Raw genomic sequence first — 21827 nt, forward strand, 5'->3', positions numbered from 1 at the left:
AGTGTATTTTTGATAAATAATTATAACGAGGAAAAATATTATTCTTTAACAAGGCAGCATTACTATTGTCTTGTTTGTTTAAAAGCCATCCCTTAGCAGTGTCAATTAATCACTGTCTATTCACTGGCCAGTCCTGCTGCATTTCCGAAATATAACTATATGCACTCTTTTCGCCCAGTGTATCTTTTCCAATTAATCTCTTCCGGTGAACCAAGCCCCAGGCCAGGAGCTCGAATACAGCTTTATCAAGTGTTCTGCCGTAATCTGTTAATGCATATTCCACGGTAACGGGACGCGTATTCAATACTGTTCGTGTCAACAACTGATTGGATGCCATTTCCCGTAACTCTTTTGTCAGCGTTTTGGCTGATATACCATGTACATGCCTGACAATATCCAGGAAACAAAGACTACCATGCTGCATTAGCGCACATAAAACCGGGATTTTCCATTTGCCCGACAGCATTGATACTGCATCCATAATGGCGAGTCGGTTATAGGAGCATTCTGCTATTTGTTCAATACCGTCTTTCTTCTTCATACAGTCCTGTTTACGTGCCGGCAAGTTACTTATTATTTTTATCGGTTACCATGGGGTAATCAGTTGCCTGAAGGTAACTGATGCCTCTTGTAGTGCTACCCGGAATACCTTTGATCTTTATTAAAACCGAATAGTATGTCAGTTAAAGTAGTAAGTATTAAAGCCTTTGGAAGCCCGGATGAACTTTGTGTTACAACAGTTGAGCCGCCAGAGCCAGGTGCAGAACAAGTGCTTATAGCGGTAGAAGCCTGTGGCGTTGGATTAGTAGATGTACTTTTTAGAAAGGGATTATTCCCTGGCCTTTCTCCTGTGGGGTTTGTGCCAGGTGTGGAGGTGGCAGGAAGGGTTGTAGCCGGAGCCGGGGAATGGATAGGGAAACGGGTATTTGCCAAAGTAGAAAGCGGAGGTTATGCAGAGCAGCTTATTGCCAACGTTACCAGTATCACCGAAATACCTGCTGCGTTATCTTCAGAGGCTGCCGTTGCATTGGGAATTAACGCATTAGTGGCACATTTCTCGTTATTGCACGGGCACTGCGGAAATGAGAAAGAAGTATTGGTGAGAGGAGCGGGCGGCGGAATAGGTACTATCACCGCACAACTGGCAAAGATCAGCGGTGCGAAGGTAACTGCATCCACCAGCTCTCCTGAAAAGCGCTCCATGCTATCCGCATTGGGTGTGCTGCAATTTGATGACGGGGCACGGGAATATGATCTTATCATTGATCCTGTTGCAGGAAATGAGCTGTCCTCTTTCTTTACCAGGCTGAAAGCCAACGGCCGTTATGTAGTCAATGGTGTTGCCGGCGGCTTTCCGCTACCCGATTTTGCGATGCCATTGGTATCATCGTTCCGGAAATCACTGGCCATTTCATTTCTTAGTCTTAATTCCATTACTGATAGCCAGCTAACAACTGCCCTGACTGATATATTTATGTTGGCAGTAGAAGGAAGGATTACTTCCGTAATTGACAGTGTTTATCCGCTGGCGGAAGCTGCAAGAGCACATGAAAGACTGGAATCGGGTAAAGTGTTTGGAAAAGTAGTACTCAAAGTTTAAGGTGGCAGGATATTGTAAGCATGTAGCCGCGAAATAGGAAAGCCTGTAAATTCATTGATCTACGGGCTTTCTTCCAATAGATAATTCATGCTGATGTTCTTGACCTGATTGAACATCCGGTTCTGCTCAGCATCCTCCGCTGTCCCGGATAAAGATAATTTACATTTACAAAAACGAGCGCTGTATGTTTTATAATCTTTACAGACATCAGCTACAGGTAATCAGCATATCAATTATTTAATTATTTTGCACCCGTATTGCCTATGCTACTGTAACAGAAACATCTCTTTTGCCTGGAATTTTCCGTACACTCTGAAAAAAAGGGTATCGCTGACCTGGTATCTATGGCCTGTCGTTATCAATTTAAAATGTCGTTTCAATGTCGCTGAAAAGTTTATTACCCTATGAGCAGTATAGCTTTGTAACAAAGTTGAGTAAAACAGAAATAACCAGGCGCTTGTCGGAGAACACGGCACCCCGTCCCGGCGTATTTTCATTTGACACACAGGATACGATGTTTGTCGGCGATGTTTCGGAAGATACGTTTGAACTGACAAGAGTTACTCCAAAAAAGAACAATATGCTGCCTCGTGTAAAAGGCGCAATAACACCATTCCTCGGAAAAACGGAAGTGGCGTTCACCCTAACATTTACAAAGCCGGCGATAATATTTTTTGGTTGCTGGATGGCATTACTCACTTTTATCTGCTTCCGGCTACTGTTTAATCTTCCTTACTTTCCGGGGGCTGGATTGTTTTCGATGTTTCCTGCCTGGTGGCCATTTTTTATGTGGATAGGAGCGATTATCTTCATTGTACTGGGATTCAGATTTGAAAGTAAAAGGGTAAAAGGGTTATTAATGAACTTATTGGAAGGAGAGGTAAATGCGTAAATAAATCATTTACATTTGCTGCTTCGCATGCCATCTGAAAATAGCGGGTTAACCCCGGTTTTATATGAAACAACTATTCATTTTTCTGTACTTCATTATTGCAACAGCAGCCTACGGACAAGGACAATCCGCCGCGCAGTACCGGTCCGATTTCAACCTGAAAGGCAAGCCACGCGTTGTTATTCAAACGCCCTATACGGTAGTCATGAATGCAGGAAAACCTCAGAAGGGCCAGCGGGGCGGCGATGCAGATGCCATTGATAATGCACAACTGAGTTTTAGTGAGCAGGGGATTTTATTGACCAAAGTCTCTTTCGATGAAAAAGGAAAGGCCGAAGAAAAAACAGTATATGAGATAGGCCCGGAAGGAAAGCTCACATCAAAGAAAACATATAACTACGATCCACGGTTTGCAGAGGTCCGTCGGCTGTCAGTATGGTCATACAACAAAGATGGTGTTCCAATACGAGCAGACGCCTATCGTTTTGTGGCCGGCACTACAGAAAAAGAGACAAATAACTACAAACAATCAGCGCTGTTCACCGGGGCTATTGAATATACCTGCAACGACAGCGGAAAAGTGACGATAGAAAAATACCTTTTACCCGATGGTGTAAATACAGAGACGACACGTTACAGCTATAATACAAGAGGGCTAATGATTGCAAAGCAATCCTTTGATGAGAAAGGAGCACTGCTGCTGACTGAAAATTTTGAATACGACAGTAAAGACAGACCCATAGAAGCGGTAACGATTGAAGGAACGAACGGAGTGCCGGTGAAGAACACCTACACCTATGATGGAAATACCCGTGAAACGGCCGCATTTAATAAGAACGGAATTGTTTACCGTGTAAGGACTGAAAAATTTGATAGTAATCAACAGCTCACGGAGAATGTGCTGCGAAACAGGCCCGCCAACAGTGTTGAAGAAACATTCCGCTATGAATACCTATATGACGCCAAAGGCAACTGGACCCGTAAAACAGCTTACCACGACGGTAAACCTTTCCTCATTGTAGAACGTACCATCACTTACTTTTAAAGACAGGCGCTCCGAAAAAAGCGCAAAACCTAAATTATTATCCCGTTTATTATAATCGCGTTGCCTTTTTAATCCCTATTTTTGCGGATCATCAAAGACAATCAGCGGATGAAGTATATTATTGGATTATTTGTTATGGCCGCAATGGCGGCAGCCTGCAACGGAAACGGATCAAAGTCTCCCGCTACGAAAGATTCCGTGATGGCCATGGAGCCCGAGGAAAAGCAGTATGATACTTCCCTGGTGGCCAACAGACGGGATCCTGTCTGCAGAATGCCCATCAAAGCCGGCATTTACGATACCGCCCACTATAATGGCGCCGTACTGGGCTTCTGCTCCAGCGCCTGTAAAGACAGCTTCCTGGTTAATCCCGGAGCATATACACTGGTATTAAAATGAAGTGGAAGATAATCATAGCGCTGGGGTTGTTCAGTGCTTGTCAGCAGGCGCCCCGGCACCTCCCGCTACTGGGTGAACCCATTGTGAGGGAGCGGCAGGAACAGGGCAAAACGGTGTACGATAGCATCTACCCGGTGATTCCTCCTTTTTCTTTCCTGGATCAGGACAGCAGTATCGTCAATGAAAAGACATTCGCCGGGAAAATATATGTGGCAGATTTTATATTTTTGTCCTGCCCGGCTATCTGTCCGAAGATGACAGCGGAGATGAAGAAAGTATACCAGGCTTTTGGGAAAGAGGATCGCGTGATGCTACTGTCGCATACTATCGACCCGGAACATGATACCATCCCCCGGTTAAAAGCATATACCACCAGCATGGAACTGGATAGCCGGAAATGGCGCTTTGTCACGGGCAACCAGGATAGCATCTATCATATGGCGGAGAAAGCTTATTTTTCCGGCGCTTATAAAGACAGCACCGCTCCGGGAGGATATGCGCACAGCGGAGGATTGCTGCTGATAGACCAGCAACGTCATATCCGGGGTGTATACAACGGTACTTCACCCGATGAAACAAAAAGATTAATCAGCGATATTCATATATTGTTAAAAGAAAATTGAAACGGATTATCTCCATATGGCTGCTAGGTATCATGCTCTTACAGGGCACGGGTAACTGCTGGATAGTGGGGGCATTCTACCTCAACAGGGATTATATCGCTTCCCAACTCTGTATCAACCGGTTCGACCTGATCCCCGTTTGTAAGGGATCCTGCTTTCTGGACCGGAAAATAAATGAAAACGAAAAAAGACAGGAAAAAACACCAGATATTAAATTAAAAGAGATTACCCTGTTTTGTATGGCGTATGAATATACGCCGGCAGCACAGGTATCCACTGGAAACCATATTGCCTTCTGCGATTATCAATCGCCTTACTCCCCCCGTCAATGGTGCGGACAACTCTTCCGGCCGCCTTCTGCTACCGCATAAATACTCCTTATTGCGTTAAACATTTTTAAGCTACTATTTAAGTATGAAATCCAGCGAAATAGCTGTGTTATCTGCTGATATGTTTGACAACACACATGATTTTTTCTGGATAGGACCACTGGCATGCATACCCGAAAAATACCCTTTGCTCGAACAGCCGCACCGGCAGCTATTCTACAGTTTACTGTGCATCGAAAATGCACAGGGCACAGCGGTTATCGACGGGGTATCTATCCGGCTCAATCCTCCCCAGGTAATCTGTGTGAAGCCAGACAGTGTATTCAGCATTGACATCCATCCTGCCGCCACCGGTAATATTATCTGTTTTACAGAGGAGTTTTTCTCCCTGAGATATAATAATAATGCACTGTTACAATTCTCTTTCCTGAACAAGGAATGTGTGAATGATATCCGCCTGGACCACAATCAGGCTACGGAATGGCGCACCATTACCAGTTTTATGCTGCAGGAATTTCATCGCCGGCATAAAGGTGTGGATAGTGTGTTGCGTTCCTATCTCAATATCCTGCTCTGTAATCTCGACAGGCATTTTCCGCCCGGCGATCCGGTGGAAAGGAAGAATAATAAAGAAGAAAAACTAAGACAGTTCAAAACATTGCTGGATGAGCATTATGTCAGGCACAAAACGCCCTCTTTTTACGCAGGGCAGCTGAATATTACCACCAACTACCTGAATAAATTATGCAGAACGTATAAAGGATCGTCCAGCGGTGAAATGATCCGCAAACGCGTTACCATTGAAGCACAGCGGCTGCTTCATTATACGGGGCTGTCTGTGGCGGAAATCGCTAAAGAACTCGAATTTGAGAGCGCCTCCTATTTCGTCACCTTCTTTGGGAAAAATACCGGTATGACGCCGGAAAACTTCAGAAAACATCATCAATAAAAAATCATGGAAACAAACGACGTTTTACACAGACACGAAAGAAAATTCCGGCGCAGCAGAATGCTGGTGAAAGTATCCCTGGCCATTTTACTCCTCCTGATCCTTCTCCTGCAATATGATCATATTGTTAACTGGTTGAAAAACCTGGGATAACAGCAAGGGAAATAGGTCAACAATATGTAGCGGCCAATGTTGTGTATGATTATTGCTGACCTGTTCCAAACAGCTGTCTATGAGAAGAGCATATAAAAAGGCGGATTTTCCCGTATCGGAAATCCGCCGGTTCCTGGAACCGGGCCCCATTGTGCTGGTCAGCTCCCGCTGGAAAAACAAAACCAATATCATGACCATGGGCTGGCACACGGTCATGGAGTTTTCGCCGTCCCTGATAGGCTGCATGATCACCGCCGCCAATCACAGTTATGAGATGATCCGGAAAAGTGGGGAATGTGTCATCAATATTCCTACAGTTGACCTCATAGACGAAATAGTGGGAATCGGCAACAGCACCGGCGGCCATTTGGATAAGTTCCGGAAATTCGGTCTTACGGAGGAGGAGGGACAATTTGTCCAGGCCCCGCTTATAAAGGAGTGTTACGCGAACTATGAATGCAAAGTGGCAGATACCCGGTTGCTGAAAGGATATAACTTTTTTATCCTGGAAGTGGTGCGGGCGCAGGCTGCGGTATACCCTAAATATCCGCGTACCGTTCATTACCGGGGAGAAGGGGTGTTTATGGTGTCCGGAAAACACCTTAACTTAAGGTCGAAATTCAGGAACCAAAATCTATAGCCCTTCTATGCTCGTTACCGTTATTCAATACATTCTGCTGATCTTTTTCATCCTGTTTCTGGTGATGATCGCGCAGAAAATGAAGATTGCCTATCCGATTGTGCTGGTTATCGGCGGACTGGCACTAAGTATGCTCCATATTTTTCCTTCGATCCAGATCGATCCGGAGCTGATCCTGCTGATCATAGTACCACCGCTGCTTTACGAAGCCGCCTGGTACACTTCCTGGAAAGAACTCTGGCGATGGAGGCGGGTCATCTCTATCTTTGCCTTCCTGATCGTGATTCTGACTTCCGGGGTGGTGGCCGTGGTATCCCATGCGCTCATCCCCGGATTTACACTGGCCATGGGCTTTGTACTGGGAGGCATCGTATCCCCGCCGGATGCGGTATCAGCTACCACCATCCTTAAATACATTAAAGTACCAAAAAGACTTTCGGCCATCCTCGAAGGCGAAAGCCTGATGAATGACGCATCCAGCCTGATTGTATTCAGTTTCGCCAGATCGGCCGTCACCACCGGTGTATTTGTATTGCATGAAGCGGCCGTGAGTTTTGTGGTGGTGATTGTAATGGGCATTGCCATCGGATTGCTCGTAGGATTGCTCTATTATGTGATTCACCGCTGGTTACCTACCAGTACAGAAATGGACGTAATCCTCACCCTCACGGCTCCTTATGTGATGTACATTACAGCAGAGTCCCTGCATGGCTCCGGCGTACTGGCCGTTGTAAGCGGCGGATTGTTTCTTTCTGCCAGAAGTCAGCGGATATTAAACTACCGGAGCCGCCTCCAGGGCGCCAATGTGTGGTCTACGCTGGGCTTCCTGCTAAATGGACTGGTGTTTATGCTCATCGGGCTGGAACTACCGGTTATCATCCGTGAACTGGGCAATGTGAGCCTCGGCGAAGCCATCAAGTACGGCGTGATTATCACGGTGGTACTCATCATTACGCGCCTGCTCAGTACTATGGGCGCTTCCGTATTCACTGTATTTATCAGCCGGTATATCACTACCGCCGATAACCGGCCTGGATGGAAAGGGCCGCTGCTCTTAGGATGGGCAGGTATGAGGGGCGTGGTGTCGCTGGCTGCGGCATTGTCTATCCCCGTGTACATGGACAATGGCGAGCTGTTTCCCCAACGTAACCTGATCCTCTTTATTACATTTACCGTGATCCTGCTTACGCTCGTGGTACAGGGACTCACCCTGCCGCCGCTGATCCGCTGGGTGAATATGGAAGATCCGGATAAACCGCTGCCTCCCGAAGAGCAGGAAAGAATTATCCGCGAGGCATTACTGGAAAAAAGCATGGAGTTCCTGGACAAGGAATACCCGGAGGAAGTGAAAACAAACCCTGCGCTGAAGCAGTTGCGGGAAGATCTGCAGCATCGTCAGACCGTGTCGGTACACAACCAGCTGGAAGGTACGGATCATAAGTTGTATAAAAAGATCTATCTGAAAATGCTGAACCATCAGCGGAATGTGTTGCATGAACTGAACAGGGATCCGCATACGGAACATGGGCTGATCCGCAAATACCATGAGCTGGTGGATATTGAGGAGGAAATTTTAAGAATGAAATATGAAAATGTAAAATAATAGCGCAGGTATTCCGGGAGATGCCTGCGCTGTGTCTGCCCGGCTGCCGCGATTCCAGCATCGTGGCGCCAGGCCGCATTATATCTCCATAAATTGTATCTTTCCGCCATGAAAATGAGTGATTACCTGCGCCAGGGAAAGTCGGAAAACTACCAGGATGCAGAAGCGAAAGGGTTACTGAAAGCTGGTGAGGTGGCGGCATTGCTGACGAAACAATTCAAAACAAAAATACTGGCTAAAGAGCTGAGTGTGTTTGCCACAGAATGGCATCACGCCGGTGTGTTCGCGGGATCCCGCAATGGTAAACTGATCGGGCGCAAAGTGTATTTCTTTGCAGCAGCCGATGTACAACATATCTCCCTGGAAAAAATACTGGCCAACAGGGAAAAAGCAGCGGCCAAACCACCTGTTGACAATACACCTGTGCAAGGTTGGTATACACAGTTTTTTCGTATGACCGATCCCGTTACCCGCAGAAATATTTCCAAACCCTTCATCGGTATCTACAAAGGTCCGGCATCCAAAGCGCCCAAAGGTTTTAAGGCATTAGCTGATGACGCATTTGAAGCGGCTGAAAAACTGCGTGGCAAAGAACTGAAGCCGGGGGAATCTCCACGTTTTTAAAAGAATGCCCTATATTTGCCCCCTCAAAAAATCAGGATGACGTACCAGGAGAAATTAGCAGCGGTGAAAGCATATTACCCGTTTGAAAAATGGAGTGAGGCCTTTTACCCGGATGAAAATGATGTGGGTGGCATAGAAGAGTACGCACCTGAAAACTGCGAGGCCGCAGCAGCAATCATGAACGACCTGGTGGCAGCATTGACAGCTGCCGGAGAAAAAGCCGCAGAAGGGGAAAAGCTGGCCCTGTTCGAAAAAGCAGTAGAAAATTACAACGTCATGCACGACGAGATCAAAGGATTTATTGACCACCGTCAACACGATGATCTCTGCGACCTGTTCAACCGCGTTACCCGCACAGCCGGCCTCAACCCGGTAGATTATGCGGATGGGGAAGGCATTACCGGTATGTGGCGGGAATGGTAACCACTGCATCCGGATTCCGGCTTTTTTACTTATCTTAATTGAAGTAAATCATCCACAGTATGAAAAGCTTGCCTACTTTACCGCTGATATCCAGGTATACTGCAGAGCAACCCCGCTTTACCTTGCTGGATTCCGTTGCCAACAGGATTACACTGATCGCATTTTGCAGTGTTTTCAGCTTCCTGTTCATGTATATCTTCCTGCCTTTTAATATTAATATGTGGTACGAAGGCCAGGAATTATCGCTCTTGCCGCTTTTCCTGATCTTTACCGCCTGTGGGATAGCGGTGATGTGCATTTCACAGTTCGCTTTGGCAAAGGTAAAATGGCGCCGCAAACTCACCAATGCCACTTACCTGTTCTGGTTTCTTGGTGAAATCGTAGGGGTGGCCCTCATGGTAACCCTCGTGGATGTAACCCTGATCGATACTTTTTTCCTTACCTGGACTGAATTTATTAATACCCTTCATTATACCGCCCTCATTTTACCGCTGCCATACTGTATTGCCCTGCTCTGGTTTTTTACCCGTGAAAAGATAGCGCAGTTGAAAAGCCTGGAACAGGTACAGATCGTAAAGCCCGTAGAAGAGCCTTGTATCCTGATCCGCGATGAACATGATAAACCCGTGCTTACCCTGCATCCCGGAAAGCTGCTCCTGATGAAGGCCGAAGATAATTATGTACAGATCTTTTATATCTCCGGAAATACTATCAGCAAAGAGCTGGTCAGAACTTCCCTGAAGAAACTGGAATCCTATTTGTCGCCCGGCTATTTTGTACGTGCCCATCGCTCATACCTGGTCAATATCTCCAAAGTGGTTCTTTTTAAGAAAAATTCGAAAGGACATTACCTGGAACTGGAAGGACTCAGCGACATCAGCGTGCCCGTATCCGCCAGCTGTTTAACCGCATTCCAGGAAAGATTCGCCCCGGCCTCCTGATTTTCACCCCCAATAGTCGCATTTTCGCCCCAAAGTCACTCCCCGCACCACTTCCACTTCCCGGATTTTGGTAATATCGCTATGCCACAAGGCGGCAATATTACACGTTAAATCTATCAACCAAGCCATCTAAAATCCCACCCACCGATGTTAAGATCTTTTATCATCAACATGATTTGCCTGTTGGGGATCACCCAATTGGTCAACGCGCAGATTGTACTTTCGGGAAATGTTCGGAACAGTGTTACGCAGGAAGTCGTGCCGGCGGTTTCCGTTACCATGAAAGAAGCACCCAATGGCGACTATACCAATGACCAGGGAAATTTTAAATTTTCTACCCGGAGAAATTATCCTGTTACCCTTATACTGTCATCGGTAGGCTTTGAAACAAAAGAAATCACCCTTTCCGGCCCCGGCTTCCAGCGGATTGAGCTGTCGCCCGCCTCGGTACTGGGAAAGGAAGTGGTGGTTTCTGCCAGCCGGTTTGTGCAAAAGAAGATAGAATCACCCGTTACTATCGAAAGAATCGGTACAAAAGACATTATCAACTCGCCGCAACCGAGCTATTATAATATGTTGCAGGGACTTAAAGGAGTAGATGTAACCACCTCCAGCCTGATGTTTACCACGGTTACCACCCGTGGTTTCAATACCAGCGGCAATACCAACTTCACCCAGATTGTAGACGGCATGGATAACCAGGCGCCCGGGCTGAACTTCCCCATCGGCGCCATCATTGGTCTTACTGAACTGGACGTAGATAACCTGGAAGTGCTGTCCGGTGCCTCTTCTGCGCTGTATGGCTCCCGTGGACTAAACGGTACCATGGTTATGACCGGCAAAGACCCATTCAAATACCAGGGACTCAGCGCCCAGATCACGCAGGGGGTGAACCATATAAAGAAAGGTAAATCCAATGACCCGCTGGGCCCGTCGCCTTATTACGACTGGACCGTTCGCTGGGGGAAGAAAGTGAGTGATAAGTTTGCCTTTAAGATAAATGTACAATACACCCAGGCGAAAGATTGGATGGCCAACGATACCACCAACACCAACGGTCCCGGTGGCCCTTTGCAGGATCCTAACTACAACGGCGTAAATATTTATGGTAGCAAAACTTCCGTGGATATCAATCCCTTCCTGGAAGGCGCATTGCAGCAGGTGCCGGAACTGGCGCCTATCATAGAGCCGTTGCTGGCAGAAGGGCGTCATGCTGTGGCCCGCACCGGCTACCCCGAATACGGCTACCTGAGCAGCGACGCCAAAATGTTCAAAGCCAATGTGGAACTGCGTTATAAGATCAAACCTAAACTGGAAGCCATTTTATCCGGCACCTACGGCCAGGGCAATGCGGTATACAGCAACGATACCCGCTACGCACTCACCGGGTTTCACCTGGGGCAATACCGCGCGGAACTGAAGGCCGACAACTGGTTTGTAAGGGCCTATACCTCCCGGGAAAATTCCGGTCATACTATTATTGCCATGCCCACGGCCCAGCTGATCAACGAAGCCTGGAAGCCCAGCTACGACGGCAACACGGGCGACGGCTGGTACCCGCAATATACCAGCGCCCTCCTGGAAGCGATGAGCCAGGGTAAAAGTTACCTCGATGCCAGCAATATGGCCCGCACCTTCGCCGACCAGGGAAGACCCGATGCAGGCAGTGCGCAGTTCCTGCATCTGAAAGACAGCATCGCCAATATTCCCACCTCAAAAGGAGGAACACTGTTTACCGATAAAAGCCGCCTGTTTAATGCAGAAGCACAATACAATTTTACACACCTGGTAAAGTTTGCGGAATTGATCGCTGGTCTCAACTACCGCCTGTACCGCCTCGATTCCAAGGGAACCCTGTTTCCCGATAACGATGGTCCCATAGATGTGGCAGAATACAGCGCCTATGCACATCTCACCAAAAAAGTAATCCATGAAAAGCTGAGTCTCGCTGCGGCTTTCCGCTACGATAAAAATACCTTGTTCGCCAAACCACGTGTCACTACCCGCGTATCGGCTGTACTGGAAGTGAATAAGGAAAGTTTTATCCGCTTCTCTTATCAGAATGCTTACAGCTTTCCATCCAATATCCAATCGCTGCAAAGCACGCCGGTGGATTACAACAGCTTTGCCTCCGGCGGCTCCGACAGGCTGCTCAACGGCGTGTACCAGTTCAATAAATTCCCTGCCTATACACTCGCCAGCGTGGATTCTTTTCAACGCACAAAAAATCCGGCAGATCTGAAACAGTTCTCATTGAGTGATATCAAACCGCAGTCCGTTGATGCGTTCGAGTTAGGTTACTCCTCCCTGATCTCCGGCCGCGTGCTGATAGACGTATTAGGCTATTACTCCACCTGGAAAAACTTTATCGGCTATGTAAATGTGGCGAATACGCCCGGTACTGCCGATCCCAATGCTTTCCTGGATCACAGCACTTATATACAGTATAATATTGCGTACAACGGGGCCGAGAAAGTGAATACCTATGGGTATGCGGCCAGTGTAAGCGTGGATCTGTCGCATCATTTCCTCGCCAAAGCGAACTTTTCTTCCGATTTCCTGAAAAACCGGAACAACAGCCAGGTCAATAATTTCAATACGCCCAACTATAAATTCAACATCGATTTTGGAAATACCGGCTTCGGAAAAAAGGAACGTTTCTCTTTTAATACTACCTTCCGTTACAGACCGGCTTATTTCTACCAGATCGGCTTTGGAAGTGGTACCGTACCCGCCTCTGCGGTCATTGACGCCCAGGTGAGCTATCGGTTATTACAGGCGCATTCCACGATTAAACTCGGCGGTACCAATCTCACAAATACTTACTACAGAAATGGCTTCGGTAGCCCTGCTATCGGAGGCATGTACTACGTAACTTTTGCCTATAATGTTTTCTGATTATAAAAAAAACAATTGAATATGAAACGATATCCTGTCTGTTTGTTATTGATTGCCCTCCTGGCCGCCTGCCAGGGTCCGGAAGTACAAGAAAAAGGTGGTTACAAAACCCGGCTCAGTTTTGCCCCCGGCGATGAAACAAAAATTGCAGAAGCCTTGCTGTCGCTGACAGACAGCAGCAGCATTACCCTCAAAGAAGGGACGTATAAATTTGATAACCTGAGCATTGCACAGGTGAATCAGATCCTGATCCAGGGTGCAGGCGCTGATAAGACTATCTTCGATTTCTCGGCCCAGAGCCAGGGTGGGGAAGGTATCCGCGTAACCGATGTGAAAGGCTTCAGCATTGATGGCCTTACCCTCCGCGATTCCAAAGGAGACCTGATCAAGATCAATAAAAGCGAGAATGTGGTGATCACCAATCTCCATGCGATCTGGTCCGTATCTGACTCTACCACCGGTGGTTACGCCATCTATCCGGTGATGTGTAAAAATGTCTTGATTGAAAACTGCTACGCCCAGGGCGCTTCAGATGCCGGCATTTATGTGGGACAAACCGACAGCGCCATCGTTCGTAAATGTAAAGCTTACAAGAATGTGGCAGGCTGCGAAATTGAGAATACTTCGCATGCACAGGTATACGATAATGAGTTCTGGGGTAATACCGCCGGCTTCCTCATTTTCGACTTGCCGGACCTGTCGAAACGCGGTGGTTTCGTGAAAGCATACAACAACTACTTCCACGATAACAACGAAAAGAACTTTGCCAAATCCGGCAGTTTTGGTTCCACCTGGGGTGTGGGGAATGCTGCACCCGGCAGTGGCGTAGTGATCCTGGCTGCTTCCGATATAGAATTGTATAATAATCGCATCATCAATAATAACTCCAGCGCGATTTCCATCGTATCCGGATTTTTTATTGACGAAAGCGCCGGATCAAAAATCAATGATCACTATTTCCCGATCCCCCGCAATGTGCATATTCATGATAACACCATGGAAGTGGGGGCTGCATTTCCTCCTGCTGTGTATGAACATCATACCGGTAAAATCCTGGTGGGAATAGAACAGAAATTAAATGCAGACGATCCGGCCAGAAAGAATGCCCGCCTGCCTTTCATTACCTATGATGGTATCACTACCAATATACTCACGAAAGGTACTGCTGTAAACCCGGATTCGCTTTGTATCACACAAACAGGCCCCAATTTATTCGTGAATGTAGACGCCATGAATATGACGTCGAAAAACTGGAAACCCAGTACCGACGTTACGCCTTATGTATGTAAATAAGTATTTATTAAAATTTTTTTAGGGAGATGAGGAAGTCTTGCTTATTAGTGGTGTGTTTAATTTTATGGATTGCCTTCACGCAGAGTTGCCAGCAACGCCCGGCACCTGCTGCTGTGGCCGCGATCTTCCAGTTCAAACCGCGTTTATCTGATTATGGTTTTTTCACCGGCGCGCTGAAAGCCTTGCAGCCACGCAAAGGTGTGGTGAATTATGAATTGTCGACACCGTTGTTCACCGATTATGCAGTGAAAGACCGCTTCGTGGTATTGCCCGATGGTAAAACTATCCAGTATACAGATCATGGCGCACTGGATTTTCCGGATTCCACTTTCATCGTGAAAAACTTTGCCTATACCAATACGGCGCATGAAAAAATCATGATTGAAACAAGATTGCTTTTCCGGGATCCGGCCGATCATCAGTGGAAAGTGATGAATTATCTCTGGAACAAGGAGCAACAGGACGCGGAGAAATGGATCCTGGGAAAAAAGGTACCGATAACCTTCCTGGACGACAATGGGAAAGAACATACTACACTGTACCAGGTGCCCAATACGAACGATTGTAAACGTTGTCATATCAATAACAGCGTGCTCACGCCTATTGGTCCGAAGGCGCGTAACCTGAATTTTACCCGCCCCGGGCAAACACAAAATCAGTTGCAGCAATGGGCGGCCAACGGTATGTTAACGGGCCTTCCTTCAGCGGATAAAGTACCCCTGCTGCCCGATTGGAAAGATAGTTTGCATTATACTGTCAATGAACGGGCCCGCGCTTACCTGGATGTAAACTGTGCGCATTGTCATACCAAAGGTGGGGATGCTTTTAATACCGGTTTGTTCCTGGAGTATGAACAAACCAAGCCCGATCATCTAGGATTAATGAAGTCGCCCGTATCTGCCGGCGGTGGCGCCGGTGGCCTGGATTACGACGTGATCCCCGGTGATCCTGCACATTCCATCCTGGCCTACCGGATGAACAGCGTGGAACCCGGTACGGCCATGCCGGAACTGGCGCGCACGGTGGTACATACAGAAGGAGTGGCGCTTATCCGCCAATGGATTAAAGAAATGAACCGGCCCGGTACAATGAAACCGTAAGCCCGGAGGCCGGGAGAAGTTGAATATTTGCTTTTTGAGATAAATTAAGCCGTGGTAGCCGGTTTTGCATTGCTCAGATCCCGATCTGAGCAATGCTTTTTTATGGGGTGATGCGCCGTCCTGATAGCTTTGCAGGTATCAATTTATTTATATGCAAAGGAAATTATTGTTGATGGGGATATGCCTGTTACTGGTCCCTTACCTGTATGCACAAACGAAAATGAGTGATCAGCTGGAGCAGCTGTTATCCCGCAAATGAAGAATGACCACCGCACCCGATTATTGGCAGGCGCCTTCTACCAGGGGCATGGTATCAAATTTCAGGGCCTCGTTTTGTGTGCTGAACACCGGTAGTCCCTGATGATCTATACTATCCGGTAATGCCTCAAAGGCTTCGTGGTCGGATATTTTGAAGATAACCGGCCGGGCGCTTTCTATGCCTTCACTGTAGAACACATATTTTCCACGGACAATCCCCTTACTGATGATGCCATTGAAGGTGCCTTTATTTTTATCTTTCTCAAAAAAATTATAGACGAGGGTGCCGGTGGCTACACTGTCGTGCATGGTAAGCCGGAGTTGGATGGTATCACGGCCCATTACCTTTTCATAGCAATGACTGGTCTTTTCCCTTTCTACCGGTAAAGAATCGGTTACTACAGCGGTTTGCTGCTGGCCTTGCTGATGGCAGGACGTAAAAATAGCTGCTCCCAGTGCCAGTAATAAGTAGGATGTTTTCATGACCTGAAAGTAAGAAAAAGGCTGCAATTGCATTTAACCTGGCCGCGTTTTTATTTCCCCGGAAAAGATTGTAATTATGTGGCATCCCGGTAACATCCGATTAATCAGTAACAACAATGAAAAAGAAATTATACCTGTTGACCATCCTTTTAGCCGGACTGGCAGGCGTTACATATGCGCAGAATGTATTGTCTTCCTGCCGGAAATGTATTGTCATCGCCGAGCAATCGCAACACCGTATCGTGATTGCTGATCTGAGTTCCGGGGCAGTTATCTGGGAGTGGAAGCCGGAGCACTCCAATGTGCAACCGGCGCATGTGAAGTGGTTCAGCAATCCCAGCGATGCCAAAATGGTGTATAACAACGAATATGTATTGATGAATGCCTCCGGTGGCGGCGTGGCACTGATCCGGGTGGCAGACAGGAAGGCCGTTTTTTATGCTTATGCCGGTGGCAATACGCACTCGGCCGAACTCTTACCGGATGGTAATATCGTGAGCGCCTCCAGCACCGGTAATTACCTAATGTTGTTTAAAACGGATACGATCCGTTATCCCGATAGCGTATATACGAAAAAAGTACCTATTGATTTCGGCCATAATGTAGTGTGGGATAAGGAGCAGCAGCTGCTCTGGTCTGCCGCCCGGAATCATATGCATGCGTTCAGGTACAATTTCAACTGCGAAACGCCCGATCTGTTGCCCGATACGGTTTTTGCTTTGCCCGGTACAGAAGCGCATGACCTGTTCCCCGTATATGGTGAAAATAACTTATGGCTGACAAACACCACACATGTATATAAATTTGATGTGGCCACCCGGCAACTCAAAGAAGCAGCGGTATTACAGGCGGATATAAAAAGTATTTCTTCAGCAGGGGCGGGACTTCCCACGATCCTGATCCGGCCAAAGGAGTCGTGGTGGACAGACGAAGTGCTGGATGCAACAGGCAGGCGCCTGTTTATACAAAAGGGCTGGAAGATCTATAAAGCCAGGTGGGTAATCCCGAATACCTTTAGCTATCCGGCAAACGACCAGTTGCATTTGTGCATGTAAAACGCGTTAATCTTCGTACTTTTGCGGCAATGCAAAAAGAAAAATACTCATTAGGTAATATACTTACCAATCTAAAGATCGATTCACTCAATGAAATGCAGCAGGCATCAGTGGACGCAAACAAGCATCACAATGATGTTATCCTGTTGTCGGCTACCGGTTCCGGTAAAACGCTGGCATTCCTGCTGCCCATTCTGGAAAATCTCGATCCTGCCAATAAGCATACACAGGCGCTGATCGTTGTTCCTTCCCGTGAACTGGCGCTGCAGATAGAAAAGGTGTTCAAATTAATGGGCACCGGCTATAAGATCACAGCCTGCTACGGCGGACATCTCAGAGAAACCGAAGAAAACAACCTGATTCAGCCACCAGCAGTGATTGTGGGTACTCCCGGCCGTCTTGGTGATCATATCCGCAGGGAAAATATCACCACCGCCGCCATAGAAACGCTGGTACTCGACGAATTTGATAAAACACTGGAACTCGGTTTCCAGGAGGAAGTGGCGTTCATTATTGAATCACTGCCGAACGTTAAAAAGCGTATCCTGACCTCCGCTACTGATTCCGTAGAAATACCGGAGTTCCTCGCGCTGGAAAAGCCCGAAAAACTGGACTTCCTGCCGGAAGAAGGTACACCCGCTGCCCGTTTAACGATCAAAGAAGTACTTTCTCCTGAAAATGACAAGGTAGATACCCTGTTCCGTCTGATCTGTTACCTGGGGAACCGCTCTACCATTGTGTTCTGCAATCACCGCGAAGCAGTGGAACGTACCAGTAAACTGCTCTCCGAGAAAAGTATCATCAATACCTTCTATCATGGCGCTATGGAACAACAGGAACGCGATGCGGCCCTCTGTAAGTTCCGTAACGGCTCTGTGAACGTACTGGTGACGACCGATCTCGCTGCCCGTGGACTGGATATCCCGAATATCCGTTACATCGTGCATTTCCACCTGCCGCATACAGAAGATAGCTGGACACACCGCAATGGCCGTACCGCCAGAATGGAAGCCAGTGGTACCGCTATCCTGATCCTTGCCCCGGATGAGAAACGTATGCCTTACCTCGCAGACGAAGTGATTGAAGACATTGAACTGCCAGCTACGTCTACCATTCCCGATAAACCAAAATGGACCACCATCTTTATCGGCGCAGGTAAAAAAGATAAGGTAAATAAAGTGGATATCGTTGGATTCCTGTCAAAGCAGGCCCGTTTAAAGCAGGAAGATATCGGCCTGATCGAGGTGAAAGACTTTTTCTCCTTTGTGGCAGTTGTGAAATCCAAAGTGCAGAATGCGCTGGAGATGATCAAGAATGAGAAGATCAAGAATAAGAAAGTGAAGATTGATATCGCGAGATAATCGCGGATGTTTTATATAATACCAGGAGGCCGTCACTTTACAGTGGCGGCTTTTTTAATGTCTCGCTCATAAAACACCTGTGGTTTCACAAAGGGGGCAGTATAAACGGCTGCAAGCAATTTTTGTTCTTTTTCTGATAGCAGCAGCGTAATTATCCTGTAATTAATCCGGTCAGTAGCGCCGCCGTAGGTGGTCCTGATAAAACGTGACCACGGCTTTTTCTTTGGATGAACGTCAAATACCCGTGGGGTGTCCTCAATGGAAATGACCTCGTATCCCATTGATAAGAGCGATTTTTTAAGGATCTTATCGATATCCGTGTGAATAAAATACAGTAAAACGAAAATAAGCGCACCAGCGATGAAGAGGTACAGGAGAAAATCGTAAAGGAAGGATAAGACAATGCTTGTCATTGCGCTTCTTTATAGTAAGATTGTGTTACTTCAATCACACCTATAATCTGATCATTAAACATATCCAGTTCTTCTGCCGGTACCCACAATTCATTATGAATCGCACCACCTACGTTTTCCACCTGGTAACGTTTCAAAAACTCACTACTCAGTGAAAACTTTGTTACAAAGCCTGAACCGTACGCAGGCACATTCCACTCCACAGAGATCTGAATCGCATATGCCTCGTTCATTACCGGGTAAAAAATCGGTTGATCAGGACGCCTCGGAGGAAACCTTTTCCAGCCGGATTGTTCGATCAGCACTAATTCCTCTGGTCCTACGGGACGGTATAAGGTAGTCAGCTCCATTCGTGATATTTGTTTATTTTTAAAAACGAATATAGGGAAACAATGATGAAAACCAAGCTCAACAAACCCGGTATCCCACAATATGTATTAAACGATTTCCGTCACCTGCACCGCCAGGAGGGCGATACGTCCGGTTTTGGATACAGTAACCTGGATGTGTCCAAAAGGATAGCGGGGATCGAGATCTATTCCAGTGAAGGCCTGCGCCCGGCGGTGGGACCACTGAAATCCGATTTTTACCGGGTTAGCATTACCCTGAGTGGGAGCGTGGATGTGCAGCTGGGATTGGAGCAATTCAAACACCGGCCCGGCACCCTGAGTTTTACGTTTCCCGGCCAGGTATTCAGTAAAAGCAATATTGCAGCGGATACCTTTGGTTATTATATTTTATTCAATGGAGATTTCCTGCAGGAACTTATTCCGGGAGATATGATTGCTACGGAGTTTCCATTTTTCGATTATGCAGGCGTACCCTTTATACAGCTGGAACCAGCACCCATTGCTGCGGTGGCGGATTTCTGCGGTAAGATTAATGAAGAACTGCAACAGCACCGGCCGGGTTGTGAAAAAGCTATCCGGATGTACTTGTACCTGTTGTTGCTGGAAGTAAAAAGAAGTTACCTGTCGCAACAGCTGCATTTAACAGCAACGGATACACGCAATACTTACCTCGTACCGCGTTTTAAAAAGTTGGTGAGCCAGCATTTTCTGTCAAAAAAACGCGTGGCCGATTATGCCGCACTACTGGGAGTTACACCGAATCATTTGAACAGAACTGTAAAGGAAATAACAGGGCATACTGCTTCGGATGCTATTTCACAAATGCTGGTGCAGGAAGCAAAAGCGATATTGCGGTATACAGATACGGCGGTATCAGAGATTTCCTTCCAGCTTAATTTCAGCGATCCGGCCGGCTTTAATCGCTTCTTCCGGGAACAAACCGGTCAGACGCCGCTGGCATTCCGCAAAAATGCATAATCGGGTTAATACAATGCATTATTCAGTTAACAACCCACCCACGCAGATGCCCCAACTTTGTGGGTATAAAAATAAACGATATGTCTACCTCATTGGAAAGTAAAAAAGTAATTATTGCCGGTGGTTCCTCAGGCATCGGCCTGGCTACTGCGGTGATACTGGCAAAAGAACAAGCGAATGTAACGATCACAGGCCGCTCTGCCGCGCGACTTGCAGACGCAGTAAAAAACAGGCCGGGCATTCATACCGCTTCGCTGGATAGCAACAACCGGAAAGACCTGGATGCATTTTTCGGCGCACAGGGAAATATCGATCACCTGGTCATTGCGCTCAGCGGCGCAAAAGGAGCAGGTAAGTTTGCGGAACTTTCGCTGAAGGATTTGCGGGAAGGTTTTGAAGGGAAATTCTGGCCACAGCTGAATACATTACAAGCTGCGTTGCCTTACATTAATAAAGGTGGCAGTATTACACTGGTAACGGCGATATCAGCTATATCAAAGGCGCCGGGTACCTCCGGTCTTGCTGCCATCAACGGCGCGCTGGAACTGATGATTCCTTCCATTGCTAAAGAGATACAACCCCTACGGATCAACGCGGTATCACCTGGCGTGGTAAATACACCCTGGTGGGATTTTCTGCCGGCAGATGCAAAAGCTGATACGTTCCATGAGTATGCCGCTCAAATACCAACGGGCAGGGTAGGAGAACCCGATGAGGTAGCAGATACGATCATTTTCCTGATGCGCAATGGGAATATAACGGGAACGATCATACGTTGTGATGGCGGCCTGAGTTTGTAATGTTGTTTATATCCGCAACGATCGCATGGTTTGTTGAAAGGTCAGTTGCAATAAATCATCCGTCAGCGAAAAAGGCAGACCGGACATATTAACATTGTCGATATGGAATTTCACCAGGGTATAAAAAGGACTGTAAGCCAATGCCCAGAACACTTCTACCGGCAATGACACGATCTCGCCTTTTTCGGTGGCGTTTATATAAAAACGTTTCATGGCCATTTTAAAAGCATTTTCTTCCGTACTACGCTGCTTTTTGATCAGCGGAGAATTACGGAATTGCTCATAAAAATGGTAATGCATGGGATACTGACGGATGTAATGAAACCGGTTTCTCCATTGCAGCCACATACCCGCTTCGAAATCCATATCGGGGTCAAACCCTTTCATCGTTTCCTGTACGAAGATCTCCACACCCGCTGTATACAACTGGTTCAGCAGGTCTTCCCGGCTTTTGAAATAGATATAGATGGTAGATACAGATATATTGGCCGCTTTGGCCAGTTTATGCATACTCAAACCATCAAAGCCTTCCTGAACAATCATTTCCATGGCTTTTTCCCGGATGGTCCATTCTTTATTTTCGTCTTTTGTACGCATATGACAAAGATAAAAGAATG

At 47.0% G+C, this 21827-nt stretch carries 25 protein-coding genes; 20 read left to right on the forward strand and 5 right to left on the reverse strand.

Annotated elements, in window-relative coordinates:
* Window positions 1-109 precede the first annotated feature (109 nt).
* The gene (locus BMW79_RS14145; RefSeq protein WP_089895775.1) at window positions 110-541 is read right to left on the reverse strand and encodes a winged helix-turn-helix transcriptional regulator; all 432 of its coding nucleotides are present in this window, start codon (window positions 539-541) and stop codon (window positions 110-112) included.
* 135 nt (window positions 542-676) lie between these two features.
* Between BMW79_RS14145 and BMW79_RS14150 the strand changes: the two genes are divergently transcribed.
* From BMW79_RS14150 to BMW79_RS14220, 16 genes are all read left to right on the forward strand, one after another.
* Window positions 677-1600, forward strand: a complete 924-nt coding sequence (locus tag BMW79_RS14150; RefSeq protein WP_089895777.1) for a quinone oxidoreductase family protein — start codon at window positions 677-679, stop codon at window positions 1598-1600.
* 379 nt (window positions 1601-1979) lie between these two features.
* The gene (locus tag BMW79_RS14155; protein ID WP_089895779.1) at window positions 1980-2492 is read left to right on the forward strand and encodes a hypothetical protein; all 513 of its coding nucleotides are present in this window, start codon (window positions 1980-1982) and stop codon (window positions 2490-2492) included.
* A 64-nt stretch (window positions 2493-2556) separates the two neighbouring features.
* Window positions 2557-3537: a BT_3044 domain-containing protein gene (locus tag BMW79_RS14160; protein ID WP_089895781.1), complete on the forward strand. Its 981-nt coding sequence runs from the start codon at window positions 2557-2559 to the stop codon at window positions 3535-3537.
* A gap of 108 nt (window positions 3538-3645) precedes the next feature.
* Entirely contained in the window at window positions 3646-3936 is a 291-nt protein-coding gene (locus BMW79_RS14165) for a YHS domain-containing protein (RefSeq protein WP_143059158.1), read from the forward strand.
* On the forward strand, window positions 3933-4559 hold the full coding sequence (locus BMW79_RS14170) for an SCO family protein (RefSeq protein ID WP_089895786.1): 627 nt from the start codon (window positions 3933-3935) through the stop codon (window positions 4557-4559). The genes BMW79_RS14165 and BMW79_RS14170 overlap by 4 nt, the downstream gene beginning before the upstream one ends.
* Window positions 4556-4930, forward strand: a complete 375-nt coding sequence (locus BMW79_RS14175; protein WP_089895788.1) for a hypothetical protein — start codon at window positions 4556-4558, stop codon at window positions 4928-4930. Before BMW79_RS14170 ends, BMW79_RS14175 begins: the two co-directional genes overlap by 4 nt.
* Window positions 4931-4973: 43 nt before the next feature.
* A complete protein-coding gene (locus BMW79_RS14180) occupies window positions 4974-5837 on the forward strand; it encodes an AraC family transcriptional regulator (protein ID WP_089895790.1) in 864 nt (287 codons plus the stop codon).
* 6 nt (window positions 5838-5843) lie between these two features.
* On the forward strand, window positions 5844-5990 hold the full coding sequence (locus BMW79_RS33880) for a hypothetical protein (RefSeq protein WP_177192167.1): 147 nt from the start codon (window positions 5844-5846) through the stop codon (window positions 5988-5990).
* A gap of 79 nt (window positions 5991-6069) precedes the next feature.
* Entirely contained in the window at window positions 6070-6630 is a 561-nt protein-coding gene (locus tag BMW79_RS14185; RefSeq protein ID WP_089895792.1) for a flavin reductase family protein, read from the forward strand.
* A 7-nt stretch (window positions 6631-6637) separates the two neighbouring features.
* A complete protein-coding gene (locus BMW79_RS14190) occupies window positions 6638-8233 on the forward strand; it encodes a Na+/H+ antiporter (RefSeq protein WP_089895794.1) in 1596 nt (531 codons plus the stop codon).
* A gap of 108 nt (window positions 8234-8341) precedes the next feature.
* On the forward strand, window positions 8342-8857 hold the full coding sequence (locus BMW79_RS14195; RefSeq protein WP_089895797.1) for a hypothetical protein: 516 nt from the start codon (window positions 8342-8344) through the stop codon (window positions 8855-8857).
* A gap of 36 nt (window positions 8858-8893) precedes the next feature.
* Window positions 8894-9280 (forward strand): hypothetical protein, encoded by a 387-nt coding sequence (locus BMW79_RS14200; RefSeq protein WP_089895799.1) that lies wholly within the window; start codon window positions 8894-8896, stop codon window positions 9278-9280.
* 59 nt (window positions 9281-9339) lie between these two features.
* Window positions 9340-10221 (forward strand): LytR/AlgR family response regulator transcription factor, encoded by an 882-nt coding sequence (locus BMW79_RS14205; RefSeq protein ID WP_089895801.1) that lies wholly within the window; start codon window positions 9340-9342, stop codon window positions 10219-10221.
* 147 nt (window positions 10222-10368) lie between these two features.
* The gene (locus BMW79_RS14210) at window positions 10369-13119 is read left to right on the forward strand and encodes a carboxypeptidase-like regulatory domain-containing protein (protein WP_089895803.1); all 2751 of its coding nucleotides are present in this window, start codon (window positions 10369-10371) and stop codon (window positions 13117-13119) included.
* Between the two features lie 21 nt (window positions 13120-13140).
* Window positions 13141-14412, forward strand: coding sequence for a parallel beta-helix domain-containing protein (locus tag BMW79_RS14215; RefSeq protein WP_089895805.1), 1272 nt, complete (start codon window positions 13141-13143; stop codon window positions 14410-14412).
* Window positions 14413-14438: 26 nt separating this feature from the next.
* Window positions 14439-15512 carry an SO2930 family diheme c-type cytochrome gene (locus BMW79_RS14220; RefSeq protein WP_089895807.1) on the forward strand — a complete coding sequence of 358 codons (1074 nt, stop codon included), beginning with the start codon at window positions 14439-14441 and terminating at the stop codon, window positions 15510-15512.
* 279 nt (window positions 15513-15791) lie between these two features.
* Here BMW79_RS14220 and BMW79_RS14225 read toward each other — a convergent pair whose 3' ends face one another.
* A complete protein-coding gene (locus tag BMW79_RS14225; protein WP_143059159.1) occupies window positions 15792-16253 on the reverse strand; it encodes a hypothetical protein in 462 nt (153 codons plus the stop codon).
* A 116-nt stretch (window positions 16254-16369) separates the two neighbouring features.
* On the opposite strand from BMW79_RS14225, the gene BMW79_RS14230 reads away from it, so the two are divergent.
* Together BMW79_RS14230 and BMW79_RS14235 are read left to right on the forward strand one after the other, a co-directional pair.
* Window positions 16370-17308, forward strand: a complete 939-nt coding sequence (locus BMW79_RS14230; protein ID WP_089895810.1) for a DUF6528 family protein — start codon at window positions 16370-16372, stop codon at window positions 17306-17308.
* A 29-nt stretch (window positions 17309-17337) separates the two neighbouring features.
* Window positions 17338-18669, forward strand: coding sequence for a DEAD/DEAH box helicase (locus tag BMW79_RS14235; RefSeq protein WP_089895812.1), 1332 nt, complete (start codon window positions 17338-17340; stop codon window positions 18667-18669).
* 32 nt (window positions 18670-18701) lie between these two features.
* Here the strand turns inward: BMW79_RS14235 and BMW79_RS14240 are convergent, their stop codons facing one another.
* Window positions 18702-19082: a hypothetical protein gene (locus BMW79_RS14240; RefSeq protein ID WP_089895814.1), complete on the reverse strand. Its 381-nt coding sequence runs from the start codon at window positions 19080-19082 to the stop codon at window positions 18702-18704.
* Window positions 19079-19432 (reverse strand): hypothetical protein, encoded by a 354-nt coding sequence (locus BMW79_RS14245; protein ID WP_089895816.1) that lies wholly within the window; start codon window positions 19430-19432, stop codon window positions 19079-19081. The genes BMW79_RS14240 and BMW79_RS14245 overlap by 4 nt, the downstream gene beginning before the upstream one ends.
* 42 nt (window positions 19433-19474) lie before the next feature.
* Between BMW79_RS14245 and BMW79_RS14250 the strand changes: the two genes are divergently transcribed.
* On the forward strand, window positions 19475-20410 hold the full coding sequence (locus tag BMW79_RS14250; protein WP_089895818.1) for a helix-turn-helix domain-containing protein: 936 nt from the start codon (window positions 19475-19477) through the stop codon (window positions 20408-20410).
* Between the two features lie 59 nt (window positions 20411-20469).
* Entirely contained in the window at window positions 20470-21210 is a 741-nt protein-coding gene (locus BMW79_RS14255) for an SDR family oxidoreductase (RefSeq protein WP_245752483.1), read from the forward strand.
* A 6-nt stretch (window positions 21211-21216) separates the two neighbouring features.
* Here the strand turns inward: BMW79_RS14255 and BMW79_RS14260 are convergent, their stop codons facing one another.
* Entirely contained in the window at window positions 21217-21807 is a 591-nt protein-coding gene (locus BMW79_RS14260) for a TetR/AcrR family transcriptional regulator (RefSeq protein WP_089895822.1), read from the reverse strand.
* Between the last annotated feature and the right edge of the window lie 20 nt (window positions 21808-21827).

The sequence above is a fragment of the Chitinophaga arvensicola genome, assembly GCF_900110835.1.
Taxonomy (GTDB): Bacteria; Bacteroidota; Bacteroidia; order Chitinophagales; family Chitinophagaceae; genus Chitinophaga; species Chitinophaga arvensicola.